Here is a 13041-nt window from a genome sequence, read left to right as displayed (position 1 = left end):
TATTTCGCTTCTTCTTTGCTTCACTCATTCTCGTCATCCCTTCCAGGACGACAGCTTAAATCAGTGTCTCAAATTCGGGGTCCACTTTACGCTGCCTCACGAATCCACAAAGGAATTTCCTGCTCACCGCATTGAGCTATGAAATCGGAAATCCCCCAATTTCCCTTAGCCCAGAGAAAATAGTCTTTTATAGCAGCGACGACGGATTGCTTAGGCACAGGATATTTTTGTGCAAGATGCTGCGGCCAATCGAGAAGATCAGCGAACCTTTTGAGAGCCTCTTCAGTTGTTCCGTTAATGACTAAGTTTTCAATACCTTTCTCGTTGTGCATAAAAAGAAGTTCGACTTGTTCTTCAATTAGCGCTTTGTTTTTGGCATCTTGTTTATCGCAGAAGGCGAAAGTTCGCTTTCCTACTTCTCGATAGAGTTTTGCCATTCCAGGTATGTTGGTTTCACTTCCGGCATCTAATGTGCAGATTCCCAGAGCCTCAAGTGATGAGTATTTTGCTGGATTTAACTCTGCAAGCCGTCGAAAGGCGGTAGGAAATGTGCTGCTTTCAGTTGATCCCTCAGCGATCAAAATGCGCCTCGCCAGCAAACCTTCGCAAAATCTGGTGCGAAACTCTTGGCGGTACCGTTTGAGTTTTACGTTATCCGGTAGATTGATGGCCTGTTGTTTCAGTGAGCCGTTGTGGTCTCTCGACAGAACGACGGTTTCGTCAAGAGAAAATTCCTCTAATACATAAGGGGAATGAGATGTGAAAATTGCTTGTGCCGCTAGATTTCTGACTTCGTGAACTATTCGCTTTTGTGCATAGGGGGGAATGGCCGTCTCGGGCTCTTCCATCGCAAATATCACGTTTTGCTTTCCTTCCGCTATCTGTGATAACAATGCGAGCACGAGCATATTTATGGTGCCGGTTCCTTGTCGATAAAACGGTGCCGCATGCGATCCTGTTCCAGTCGCGATAAACGCTGTAATAATTTTCCTTAAATGCTCGCGGGTAAGGTTAGAGATTTTCAGGTGGGGTTCAATGCCCCACTCGCGAGGCACGTATTTCTTGAGCGCGGTGTTGATGCTTTCCAGCACTGGGGACAGGCCAAGATCTGGTTTTTCTGCAACGTTCGTGGGTGATAGAGTGCGTATGGTGTCCTCCCACATTTGCGGACGGACTTCCTTCAAGCGAAGGATGATATCGAGAAGGCTGCCATGCTCAAGGCTTAATGCTCGAGATCCGGTTCTAACGGATCTGAGATATAAGAAGCCACATAATTGCTTATCCTTCTTCGTGAATTGAGTTGGCTTTTCTTCTTCAAGCAAGCTGCGCGTGAAATACGTTTTTCCTTGGAAATCGTCTTCTTCGATGTCATACCAACCATGGAATGTAATTCGAAGCGCTTCTATTATGTGTTGCTCATCGACTCCAGCCAGATTTTTTTCGGCATGAAAGTTATCTGCCGATGAATCCCAGAATTCTATGTAGTTCCAGAATCTGGCTTTCTGCTCATTGTTTAGATCAACGACGGCCACCTCTATTTCAATTTTGGGTGCCGGGATTTCATCTTTGATCGTAGGCGTAATTTCGGTTTGAGTTTCGTTTGGCGGCAGGTCCTGTACCGCTTCTGTTGCGGGAATCGGTAAATACTTACCCTGGAAGAAATCGTGTTCGTCTATAGGCGGGAATCGATTCAGCCGGTCAGGTCCTAAAGTCAAATCAAGTGCTTCTAGAACAGTCGTCTTTCCTGTGTTGTTATCCCCGATAAATACGCCATGTTTCGGCAAGAGGAGAGTCGCATTTTGAATCCCCCGGAAGTTTTTAATATCGACTCTGGCCACGCGCATAAATCCTTTCTCCTATTTATTATTTCTAAGAGGAAACTATTACTGCGACTGTTCTTTTTGTTTTCTAGATTGAATTTATATCACGTGAGAATCAAATTGTTGTAATGACAGTGACGGCTTATTCACTGAAATTATGTTCTGCTTTAAATCCTATGCAGTAACTGATTCCTCAGTTCATCCGTAAGAAGTGGTGCAGATCATGAAGGCACTGTCCATATTCGCGAGAAGCACGACATGTTCGAGATGAGACCATCCCGCCAATCTAAAAATAACTCCGGAGTACCCGGCTGTATTTTTATGCGGAACGAAGTGATCTAAGCTGGCAAACTGGTTTGCTTATCGGCACTCGCATCCCACCAACGAAAAAAAACCGCTCATCCAACTGAGCGGTTTCCTCGAAGTCACAAGCAGGCAGCAGCCCTACACCGCCAACTGCTGCATATGCCGGTTCACCGCCTCCAGCACGATGGCATCCACGCCCTCTCCCTGGGTCTTCTCGATATGCGCCAGGAAGGCCTTGCGCATGCGCGGCTCCCAGAAGCGCTTGAGGTGCGAGGCCAGGTCGGCCATGGCCTGGTCGCGGTCCGGCATGGTGGAAAAGAAACTGCCAATCTGGTTGGCCATCTTGACCAGGTGTTCGGTATTCATGATGCGTCTCCTCCTGCTCTGTTCATCGATTGTCCGTCAACTCTTCATCCGCGCCGCCGGCTCACCGCAAGCGATGCGGCCGCGCATACACCACGTGGCCCTGCTTGCGCACGAAGCCCAGCAGCGTCACATCCGTCTCGTCGGCCAGCCGAATCGCCAAGGCGGTCCGGGCTGACACGGCGGCGATGAACCCGATGCCGACCGTGGCCGCCTTCTGCACCATCTCGTAACTGGCACGGCTGGTGATGATGGCCGCACCCTGTGCAAAATCGGCACCCTCTTCTGCCAGCGCGCCAATGAGCTTGTCCAGCGCATTGTGGCGGCCCACATCCTCGCGGACCAGCACGATGCGGCCGGAAACATCCATCCACGCCGCCGCATGCGTGGCACCGGTGGCCTGCTGCAATTGCTGCCCGGCCTGCATCTGCTCGAAGGCCGCATGCACCTGCTCCACCGAAAACACCGCGCCACCGCGCACTGCCTGCGGATGCCGCACCGCCTGCTCCAGCGTCTCCGCACCACACAGCCCGCAGCCGGTACGCCCGGTGAGGTTGCGGCGCTTTTCCTTGAGCGCCACGAAGCGCTCGGTGGCGATGCGCATCTGGACCTGCACCCCTTCGCAGCCGGGGACGATCTCGCATTCATACAACTCGCCCGGGGCGGCCAAAATGCCTTCGGTGAGCGAGAAGCCCAGCGCAAAATCTTCCAGGTCGGCGGGCGTGGCCATCATCACGGCGTGCGAGATGCCGTTGTATTCGAGGGCGATGGGGACTTCCTCGGCGACGACATCCTCGACCGTCTCGCGCTGGCCATCGCGCCAGCGATCCACTTGCACGCGGGCGAAGGTGGCGTAGTCGCCGGTGGTGTCGTCAATGAGGGGGCTGCTGCTGTTGCGTGGGTTCATGCTGTCCTGCCTGATGCGGATGGGTTGGGCTCGTGTCTGCGGAAATCATGCCGGCACGAGCCCATCGGGCCCGTACCGCTTACTTCGTCACCAAGGGTTCCGCCGGCACCTCGCCCTTGAGCAGGTCGAGCTGCGCACGGTTGAATCGCTCGTAGTGCTGCTGCCATTGCGAGGGCTGCGTCACCGGCATCACCTGCACCGCCGTCACCTTGTACTCGGGGCAGTTGGTGGCCCAGTCGGAGTTGTCGGTGGTAATGACGTTGGCACCCGATTCGGGGAAGTGGAAGGTGGTATAGACCACCCCCGGCTGCACCTTCTCGGTCACCGTCGCCCGCAGCACGGTCTGGCCTGCACGCGACTCCACGCCGACCCAATCGCCCTCGCGGATGCCACGGTCCTCGGCATCGTGCGGGTGGATTTCCAGCCGGTCTTCGCTATGCCATTGCGAGTTCTCGGTGCGGCGCGTCTGCGCACCCACGTTGTACTGCGACAGGATGCGGCCGGTGGTCAGGATCAGCGGGTAACGCTGGGTCACCTTCTCGTCGGTGGCGAAATACTGCGTGTTGATGAACTTGCCCTTGCCGCGAATGAAGCTGCCCACGTGCATGATGGGCGTGCCTTCCGGCGCTGCCTCGTTGCAGGGCCACTGGATGCTGCCGAGTTTCTCCAGCTTGTCGTAGCTCACACCATGGAAGCTGGGGGTCAGGGCGGCGATCTCGTCCATGATTTCCGAGGGGTGATTGTACGGCATCGGATAACCCAGCGCTTCGGCCAGGGCCACCGTGACTTCCCAGTCGGACTTGCCGGCCTTGGGCGGCATCACCTTGCGCACGCGCGAGATGCGGCGCTCGGCGTTGGTGAAGGTGCCATCCTTTTCCAGGAAGGACGAACCCGGCAGGAAGACGTGCGCATACTTGGCCGTTTCGTTCAGGAACAGGTCCTGCACCACGATGCATTCCATGGCCTGCAGGGCCGCCGCTACGTGCTGGGTATTCGGGTCCGACTGGACGATGTCTTCCCCTTCGCAATACAGGCCCTTGAAGCTGCCATCGAGGGCCGCATCGAACATGTTGGGAATGCGCAGGCCCGGCTCCGGATTGAGCGTCACGCCCCAGGCCTGTTCAAACTGGCCGCGCACGGTGGAGTCCGAAATGTGGCGATAGCCCGGCAGCTCATGCGGGAAGGAACCCATGTCGCAGGAACCCTGCACGTTGTTCTGCCCGCGCAGCGGGTTCACGCCCACGCCTTCGCGGCCGACGTTGCCGGTGCACATGGCCAGGTTGGCGATGCCCATCACGGTGGTCGAACCCTGCGCATGCTCGGTCACACCCAGGCCGTAATAGATCGCAGCATTGCCGCCGGTGGCATACAGGCGGGCCGCGCCACGGATGATCTCGGCGGGCACGCCGGTGATGGCAGCCATGGCTTCGGGCGAATTGTCTTCGCGCAGGACGAATTGCTTCCAGTCCTTGTACGACTGCAGGTCGCAGCGTTCCTGGATGTAGGACTCGTTCTGCAGGCCTTCGGAGAGGATCACATGGGCCAGCGCCGTGATGATGGCGGTGTTGGTGCCGGGGCGCAGCTTCAGGTGATAGTCGGCCTTCAGGTGCGGCGACTTGACCATCTCGGTGGTGCGCGGATCGATCACGATCAGCCTGGCCCCCTGGCGCACGCGGCGCTTGATCTGCGAAGCAAACACCGGATGGCCGGCCGCCGGATTGGCGCCCATGATGAGGATGACGTCGGACTTCATCACCGATTCGAAGGTCTGCGTCCCCGCCGATTCACCCAGCGTCTGCTTGAGGCCATACCCGGTCGGCGAGTGGCAGACGCGGGCGCAGGTATCGACGTTGTTGTTGCCGAACGCGGCACGTACCAGTTTCTGGACCAGGTAGGTTTCTTCGTTGGTGCAGCGGGAAGAGGTAATGCCGCCGATGGAATCCTTGCCATGCTTGGCCTGGATGCGGCGGAACTCGCTGGCCGCGTACGACAGCGCTTCCTCCCACGACACTTCGCGCCAGGGATCGTTGATGCTCTTGCGGATCATGGGGTTGAGGATGCGGTCCTTGTGGGTCGCATAGCCCCAGGCGAAGCGGCCCTTGACGCAGGAGTGGCCCTGGTTCGCCTTGCCGTCCTTGTACGGCACCATGCGCACGACTTCATTGCCTTTCATCTCGGCCTTGAAGGAGCAGCCCACACCGCAATAGGCGCAGGTGGTGACCTTGCTGTGCTCGGCCTGGCCCAGCATGATCACGGTCTTTTCCGTCAGGGTCGCGGTCGGGCAGGCCTCCACGCAGGCACCGCAGGAGACGCATTCGGATTCCATGAAGGCTTCCATCTGCCCGGCCGACACGCGCGACTCGAAGCCGCGGCCATTGATGGTCAGGGCAAAGGTGCCTTGCGTTTCTTCGCAGGCCCGCACGCAGCGGTTGCAGACAATGCACTTGGAAGGGTCATAGGTGAAGTAGGGATTGGATTCATCCTTCTTCATCTGGGTGTGGTTCTCGCCCTCGTCGCCATAACGCACTTCGCGCAGGCCGACCACGCCGGCCATGTCCTGCAGTTCGCAGTTGCCGTTGGTGGGACAGGTCAGGCAATCCAGCGGGTGGTCGGAGATGTAGAGTTCCATCACGCCACGACGGATCTCGGCCAGCTTGGGGGTCTGCGTCTGCACCTTCATGCCCGGCTCGCAGGGCGTGGTGCAGGAGGCCGGATAGCCCTTCATCTTGCGGCCATCCTTTTCGATTTCCACCAGGCACAGGCGGCAGGAACCGAAGGGCTCCAGGGTATCGGTGGCGCACAGTTTGGGGACGTTGATGCCGGCCTCGACCGAGGCGCGCATGACCGAGGTACCGGCCGGGACCGTCACGGCCACGCCGTCGATCTCCAGCGTGACCATCTGTTCCGAGGCACGTGCCGGGGTGCCGTAATCCGTTTCGTTGAGCTGGTTCATGGTGCAACTCCTTGCATTCGATGAGCGCTGGTGCGCTGATTCGCTGATGGGGTCAGGCTGCCTGTTCGCCGGGCGCGCCGAAGTCTTCGGGGAAATGGTTCAGGGCCGACAGCACCGGGAACGGCGTCATGCCGCCCATGGCGCAGAGCGAACCGTTGACCATGGTGTCGCACAGGCTCTTCAACAGGTGGATCTGCTGCGGCCGTTCCTGGTTGGCGATGATCTTGTCGATCACTTCCACGCCGCGCGTGGAGCCGATGCGGCAAGGGGTGCACTTGCCACAGGATTCGACTGCACAGAATTGCATGGCGTAGCGGGCCTGTTTGGCCATATCGACACTGTCATCAAAGGCCACCAGCCCGCCATGCCCGATCATCGCGCCGATCGCGGCGAACGCTTCATAGTCGAGCGGCGTATCGAATTGCGAGGGCGGCAGGTACGCGCCCAGCGGCCCGCCCATCTGCACCGCGCGAAGCGGACGTCCCGAGGCACTGCCGCCACCGAAGTCTTCCAGCAGCTGGCGCAGCGTCAGGCCGAACGCCTTCTCCACCAGGCCGCCTTGCTTGATGTTGCCAGCCAGCTGGAATGGCAGCGTGCCGTGCGAGCGCCCTACTCCGTAGTTCTTGTAGTAGTCCGCCCCACGCGCCAGGATGACCGGCACCGAGGCCAGCGAGATCAGGTTGTTGATCACGGTCGGCTTGCCGAACAGGCCTTCGATGGCCGGCAGCGGCGGCTTGGCGCGCACCACGCCGCGCTTGCCTTCGAGGCTTTCCAGCATGGCGGTTTCTTCGCCGCAGATGTAGGCCCCGGCACCCTTGCGCACTTCCAGACGGAAAGATCTACCGGAACCGAGGATGTCATCGCCCAGGTAGCCACGTTCGGTGGCGATGGCGATGGCTTCGTTCATCGTGGCAATCGCATGCGGATATTCGGAGCGCACGTAGACGTAGCCCTCGGTCGCCCCCACCGCGACGGCGGCAATGGTCATGCCTTCGATCAGCGTGAAGGGATCGTCTTCCATGATCATGCGGTCCGAGAAGGTGCCGGAGTCGCCCTCATCGGCATTGCAGACCACGTACTTCTGCGAGGCCGGTGCGCGCAGCACGGTCTGCCACTTGATGCCGGTCGGGAAGGCCGCCCCGCCGCGGCCGCGCAGGCCGGAATCGATCATCTGCTGGACGATAGCCTCCGGTGTCTTGGCCAGCGCATTCTTCAATCCGGCATAACCTTCATGCGCCAGATAATCCTCCAGCGAGAGCGGATCGATGATGCCGACCCGCGCGAAGGTCAGGCGCTCCTGGTTCTTGAGGAAGCCGATTTCTTCAGTCAGGCCCAGGTGCAGCTTGTGCTGGCCTCCGGCGAGCAGGCCCGCATCAAAGAGTCCGCTGACATCCTCGGGCGCCACCGGCCCATAGGCCACGCGCCCGGCCGCGGTGGCCACTTCCACCAGCGGCTCCAGCCAGAACATGCCGCGCGAGCCGTTGCGCACCAGCTTGATGGACAGCCCGCGCTGTTGCGCTTCGGCGGCGATGGCGGCGGCGACTTCATTGGCGCCCAGGGCCAGCGCGGTGGAGTCGCACGGGACGTAAATGGTCACGGGTTCGTGCGTGCTCATCATGCCTCCCGCTTGGCCTGGATCAGGCGCTTGAATTTGTCGGCATCGACACGGGCGTGCAGCGCGTCGTCGATGGTCAGGTTGGGGCCGATGGCGCACTGGCCCAGGCAATACACGGGCTCCAGCGTGAACTGGCCATCGGCGCTGGTTTCATGGAAACCGCAGCCCAGCACGTTCTGCGCGTGCTCGGCCAGGGCTTCGCTGCCGCGCGCCTGGCAGGCCTCGGCGCGGCACACCTGCACCACGTGGCGACCGGCCGGTTCCTGGCGGAAGAAGTGATAGAACGAAATCACGCCATGCACCTCGGCGCGCGAGACGTTCAGCTCGCTGGCGATCATCGGGACCGCATCGGCCGGGATGTAGCCGACCTTGTCCTGGATACCGTGCAGGATGGGGAGCATGGCACCGGCCATGTCCTTGCGCTCGGCGATGATGCCGCGCACCGCCTCCACGTCGAAAACCTGTTGCCGCTTCATTGTTGCCTCCTGTGTTGCTTCAATGCGGACCTTGTCCTTCTCCCGGAGGATCTCCTGCGGACCGCGTAAATGACGAATGAAAGGAAATGGCCGCGCCTAGGGAGGTGCAGCCTGGGGAAAGCAGATCAGGGGATGGGAAGAACAATGCGGCGGCATGACGCTGCCCCGGTGAAGGGCGCGCACGGCCGTGCGAGATGAACCAGCTTGTCTCCGTTGTTGCATGTTCTCCCTGCCTTGATGGGTTGGTGTGAACACTGCGGATGCTGGCCTGCCCTTACCGGGGGACGGGCCATGCTCCTGTTTTTTGATAGTCGCTGACACAAGCCGCCCTGGTTCACGGGGCCATGGCAGCTTGTGTCAGCGGCTTTCGCCGCTGCGGTCCTGCGTGCAGGCCGGGTGGAGCCGGCCTGCGGGTGATACGAGATACGAGATGGCTTGACTGATTCTTTACAAAACTGCGTAACCGAACAATCAAGCAGTCAATTAGCTTTTACCTAATCAACGGAACAGCACGGCCGACTTCTGCAGCACCAGGGTGATACCCCAGATCAGCGGAATGCCAACGGCCGCCCAGGCCAGGCCGATGAAGACCGGGTTGCCGCCGCTGCCGATCTGCGACATGTCGCCCGAACCGGCGGTGACGGCTGCGTCGGCCGCCGACTTTTCGTGGGCCAGCTGCTTTTCACGGGCCAGTTCTTCCGGCGTCATGAAGTGCTTGGCCGCGACCGGGCGGATCAGCAGGTTGCAGATCAGGCCCAGCACCAGCATGCCGGCCAGGATGTACATGGTGGTGTTGTAGACCTCGTTCTTGGGCATGCCCAGGGACAGCTGGTACTCACGCATGTAGTTCACCACCACCGGACCCAGGATGCCGGCGGTTGCCCACGCGGTCAGCAGGCGGCCGTGGATGGCGCCCACCATCTGGGTGCCGAACAGGTCGGCCAGGTAAGCCGGGACGGTCGCGAAGCCGCCGCCATACATCGACAGGATGATGCAGACTGCGCCCACGAACAGCGGGATGTTGCCGGCCTTGGCCGACCACGGCAGGCTCACGTACAGCACGAAGCCCAGCACGAAGAAGATGGCATAGGTCATCTTGCGGCCGAAGAAGTCCGAGCACGAAGCCCAGGCGAAACGGCCACCGATGTTGAACAGCGAGATCAGGCCCGTGAAGCCGGCAGCCAGTGCCGCGATACCGGCCTTCTGCTCGACCGACAGGTCATTGAAACCGATGTCCACGCCCAAGAGCTTGCCGCCGAAGACTTCCTGCAGCATCGGCGAAGCGATGCCGATGACGCCGATACCGGCCGACACGTTCAGGCAGAGCACCAGCCACACCAGCCAGAACTGGGGAATGCCCCAGACCTTGGAGACGTGCACGTGGTTCTGGGTGATCATGGTCGCCGAGGACTTGGCCACCGGCGGGGTCCAGCCAGCCGGCTTCCAGCCGGTGGGCGGCACGCGGTAACCGAAGGCACCGGCCATCATGAAGACGAAGTAGATCACGGCCATGACCACGAAGGTTTCCCACACGCCCACGGAAGTGGGGGAGGCAAACTTCTTCATCAGCGCATCGGCCAGCGGGGTGCCGACCAGGGCGCCACCGCCGAAGCCCATGATGGCCATACCGGTGGCCATGCCGCGACGGTCAGGGAACCACTTGATCAGGGTCGACACGGGCGAAATGTAGCCCAGGCCGAGGCCGACGCCACCGATGACGCCCGAGCCCAGCCACATCAGCCAGATCTGGTGCGTCTTCACGCCCAGGGCCGAGATCAGCAGGCCGCCGCACCAGCAGATGGCCGCCACGACACCGGCCTTGCGGGGACCGGCGTGTTCCAGCCAGCCGCCCCACAGTGCTGCGGAGATGCCCAGGAGGACGAAGAACATCGTGTACATCCAGCCCAGCATGGAAATCTTCCAGTCACAGGTGGACGAGAAGACTTGCGCGAAGAAGCCGATATCGGCGCCACAGGCGATGGGGGCCGTCACGCCCAGGGCCTTGGACAGCGGCAGCCAGAACACGGAGAAACCGTAGGCCATGCCGATGCAAAGGTGGATTGCGAGAGCTGCTGGCGGTACCAGCCAGCGATTGAAGCCAGGCTTGGCGACTGTATGTTCCTTGTTCAGGAAATCGAAAGCCATTATTCCTCCGAATATTTTATGAGTGTGTGATGGGGTAAATCGAAGGAAGGATTGCATCGCAAAGCCGGTAGGGCCAGATCGTGACACTGGCCCATCTTTGCGGCGATATCCTTCTCTTTTAATTTATTTATTTATGTACAACACCGCATATATTTTCTATCATTTATGCAGAGTGACGCGAAATTATCACCGATAATCGGCCGTTTCAATATGCTTTCTTTCACATAAATGTTCAAAGTCCACATCAAACCTCACTGGGAAATCGCCTATGACAACGAGGCGGCGCTGGACACGGCCAACTTGTTGACGCTGCTCACTGCAATCCAGCAGAGCGGCTCGATTGCGCGTGCCGCGCAATTGACTCGCTATTCTTATCGGCATGCCTGGGGCCTGTTGCGCGAGGCAGAGCGCCTGTTCGGCAACGCCTTGATCGAAAGCGGGCGTGGCCGTGGCACCACACTGACTGATTTCGCCAGCAAGCTGCTGTGGGCAGATCGCCTGGTGACGGCGCGCCTGTCCCCCACCCTGGACAGCCTGGCCTCGGAACTGGAAGTGGAACTGGGCAAGACCGTGGAAGGCAAATCGGAAAAGGTGCGCCTGAACGCCAGCCACGGCTTTGCGGTGGCGGCGCTGCTCAACAAGATCAATGAAGCGCGCCTGCCGGTGGAAGTGCGCTATCGCCACAGCACCGATGCCGTGGCGGCGCTGTCGCGCCAGGAATGCGACCTGGCGGGCTTCCACGTGCCGCTGGGCGAGTTCGAGAAACCGGCCATCGCCACCTATGCCAAGTGGCTCAACAAGCGCAGCGATTGCCTGATCCACCTGGCCATCCGCAACCAGGGCCTGTTCATCGAACCGGACAATCCCAAGGGCTTGCGCGGCCTGGCCGACCTCACGCGCAGCGACCTGCGCTTCGTCAATCGTGAAGCCGGTTCGGGCACGCGCATGCTGCTGGAACTGATGCTCAATGGCGCCGGCATCGCCCACAAGAAGATCAACGGCTTCGAGAACACCGAGTTCACCCACTCGGCGGTGGCCGCCTTCATCGCCAGCGGCATGGCCGATGTCGGCTTCGGGGTGCAGACGGCGGCGCAACGCTTCGGGCTGGGCTTCATCCCGCTGGTGCGCGAGCGCTACTTCTTCGCGCTGCCGGCGGCCTCGCTGCAGGATCCGCTGATCCGCTCGGTGATCGACATCCTGCAATCGGACAGTTTCCGCAAGGTGGTCAACAACCTGGCCGGCTATGACGCCACCGACATGGGCAAGATCCAGACCATCAAGGAAGCGTTCGGCTAAACCGCCACGCTGCACCAAGCGCCGCTTGTGGGCAGCCGGCCAAGCGGCTACACTCGCGCCCCTGGCCTGCTGCCGTCCTGGCAGCAGGCCAGTTTTCCTTCGCCGCCACCGCCCCACTGCGCCATGAATTCCGCTGCAAGCCTTTCCCCCGCCCTGTCTCCCGTCCTGCCCGCCCTGGCCGGGATGGATGCGCGCCTGCTGCGCCTGCTCGATGCCGTCCTCGATGAAGCCCACCTGGCGCGCGCCGCCGCGCGCGTGGGCCTGCCACTGCCGGCCGCTGCCAGTGCACTGGAACGATGCCGCCAGTTGCTGCGCGATCCGCTGCTCGAAGACGGCGGCACGCAGATGCGCCTGACGGCCAAGGCGCAAGCGCTGCGCGAAACGGTGCGCCAGATGCTGGCCGGCGATGCCGATGCGCCGGCGGCCAGCCCCACGCAGCAGTTGTCATCGCAAGCCGCAGTGACGCAGCGCGTGCGCATCCTCATGCCGGACTATCCGGCGCAAGTGGTGGCGCATGCGCTGTACCAGGAGCTGGCCACGGCCGCGCCCGCACTGGACCTGGAATTCCAGACCTGGCTGGGCGACGCCGACGCCAGCACCCGCCTGGAACGCGGCCAGACCGACCTGGTGCTGGGCAGTGCCGCGCCGAGCGGCCAGGTGCGCGGGCGCGAAGTGCTGCAGGAGCGCTGCGTGGCCGTCATGCGGCGCGATCATCCGGCCGCCCATTCGCTGACGCTGGCGCGCTGGCTGGCGTATCCGCACCTGCAGATCGCCTGCCACGACAGCCTCAACCGCATGATGGACGAGCAGGTCGCCATGCAGGGGCTGCGTCGACGCGTGGGGTTGGTGATCCCGAATTTCCTGATGGCCCCGGCCCTGTTGCAGGACTCGGACCTGATTGCGGTCATGCCCATGCATTGCGTGCCGGCCGCTACTGCGGCGCATCCGGTGGCGCTGGCCTGCCTGCGCCCGCCGCTGCCACTGGAGGCGCCACCGCTGCGCTTGCTGCAGCATCGCCGTCACGCGGAAGATGCCTCGGTGGCACTGGTGGCGCAGGTGCTGGAACGTCTGGTGCGACTGCGCTTCGAGGGGCGTTGAAACCGCACCGCTAGGGCCTGTTCACATTAAATGTGCGAGTGCGAGGGGTCGCCAAGCGTTGT

At 60.9% G+C, this 13041-nt stretch carries 9 protein-coding genes; 2 read left to right on the top strand and 7 right to left on the bottom strand.

Going from position 1 to position 13041, the window contains the following annotated elements:
- Window positions 1-86 precede the first annotated feature (86 nt).
- The 7 genes from CEJ45_RS24005 to CEJ45_RS23975 form a co-directional block, all read right to left on the bottom strand.
- On the bottom strand, window positions 87-1844 hold the full coding sequence (locus tag CEJ45_RS24005; protein WP_088757503.1) for an ATP-dependent nuclease: 1758 nt from the start codon (window positions 1842-1844) through the stop codon (window positions 87-89).
- 420 nt (window positions 1845-2264) lie between these two features.
- Window positions 2265-2492: a formate dehydrogenase subunit delta gene (locus CEJ45_RS24000; RefSeq protein WP_088757502.1), complete on the bottom strand. Its 228-nt coding sequence runs from the start codon at window positions 2490-2492 to the stop codon at window positions 2265-2267.
- Between the two features lie 61 nt (window positions 2493-2553).
- On the bottom strand, window positions 2554-3396 hold the full coding sequence (gene fdhD, locus CEJ45_RS23995) for a formate dehydrogenase accessory sulfurtransferase FdhD (RefSeq protein WP_088757501.1): 843 nt from the start codon (window positions 3394-3396) through the stop codon (window positions 2554-2556).
- A 79-nt stretch (window positions 3397-3475) separates the two neighbouring features.
- The gene (fdhF, locus tag CEJ45_RS23990) at window positions 3476-6349 is read right to left on the bottom strand and encodes a formate dehydrogenase subunit alpha (RefSeq protein WP_088757500.1); all 2874 of its coding nucleotides are present in this window, start codon (window positions 6347-6349) and stop codon (window positions 3476-3478) included.
- A 52-nt stretch (window positions 6350-6401) separates the two neighbouring features.
- Window positions 6402-7964, bottom strand: a complete 1563-nt coding sequence (locus CEJ45_RS23985; RefSeq protein ID WP_088757504.1) for a formate dehydrogenase beta subunit — start codon at window positions 7962-7964, stop codon at window positions 6402-6404.
- Entirely contained in the window at window positions 7964-8440 is a 477-nt protein-coding gene (locus CEJ45_RS23980; protein ID WP_088757499.1) for a formate dehydrogenase subunit gamma, read from the bottom strand. Before CEJ45_RS23980 ends, CEJ45_RS23985 begins: the two co-directional genes overlap by 1 nt.
- Before the next feature lie 498 nt (window positions 8441-8938).
- A complete protein-coding gene (locus CEJ45_RS23975) occupies window positions 8939-10585 on the bottom strand; it encodes an OFA family MFS transporter (protein ID WP_088757498.1) in 1647 nt (548 codons plus the stop codon).
- 228 nt (window positions 10586-10813) lie between these two features.
- Here CEJ45_RS23975 and CEJ45_RS23970 point away from each other — a divergent pair, with 228 nt between their 5' ends.
- The gene (locus CEJ45_RS23970; protein ID WP_088757497.1) at window positions 10814-11881 is read left to right on the top strand and encodes a substrate-binding domain-containing protein; all 1068 of its coding nucleotides are present in this window, start codon (window positions 10814-10816) and stop codon (window positions 11879-11881) included.
- Window positions 11882-12004: 123 nt separating this feature from the next.
- Window positions 12005-12979 carry a LysR family transcriptional regulator gene (locus tag CEJ45_RS23965; protein WP_088757496.1) on the top strand — a complete coding sequence of 325 codons (975 nt, stop codon included), beginning with the start codon at window positions 12005-12007 and terminating at the stop codon, window positions 12977-12979.
- The last annotated feature ends 62 nt before the right edge of the window (window positions 12980-13041 follow it).

It is taken from the genome of Herbaspirillum aquaticum, assembly GCF_002213425.1.
Classification (GTDB): Bacteria; Pseudomonadota; Gammaproteobacteria; order Burkholderiales; family Burkholderiaceae_D; genus Herbaspirillum; species Herbaspirillum aquaticum.
The sequence above is the reverse complement of the archived record's forward strand: the minus strand, read 5'-3'. Positions and strand labels throughout refer to the sequence as shown.

Coding starts and splice junctions, on each gene's coding strand:
- CEJ45_RS24005 (WP_088757503.1), bottom strand. CDS start 1,844: ATGCGCGTGGCCAGAGTCGATATTAAAAACTTCCGGGGGATTCAAAAT.
- CEJ45_RS23970 (WP_088757497.1), top strand. CDS start 10,814: ATGTTCAAAGTCCACATCAAACCTCACTGGGAAATCGCCTATGACAAC.
- CEJ45_RS23975 (WP_088757498.1), bottom strand. CDS start 10,585: ATGGCTTTCGATTTCCTGAACAAGGAACATACAGTCGCCAAGCCTGGC.
- CEJ45_RS23965 (WP_088757496.1), top strand. CDS start 12,005: ATGAATTCCGCTGCAAGCCTTTCCCCCGCCCTGTCTCCCGTCCTGCCC.
- CEJ45_RS23985 (WP_088757504.1), bottom strand. CDS start 7,964: ATGAGCACGCACGAACCCGTGACCATTTACGTCCCGTGCGACTCCACC.
- CEJ45_RS23980 (WP_088757499.1), bottom strand. CDS start 8,440: ATGAAGCGGCAACAGGTTTTCGACGTGGAGGCGGTGCGCGGCATCATC.
- fdhD (WP_088757501.1), bottom strand. CDS start 3,396: ATGAACCCACGCAACAGCAGCAGCCCCCTCATTGACGACACCACCGGC.
- CEJ45_RS24000 (WP_088757502.1), bottom strand. CDS start 2,492: ATGAATACCGAACACCTGGTCAAGATGGCCAACCAGATTGGCAGTTTC.
- fdhF (WP_088757500.1), bottom strand. CDS start 6,349: ATGAACCAGCTCAACGAAACGGATTACGGCACCCCGGCACGTGCCTCG.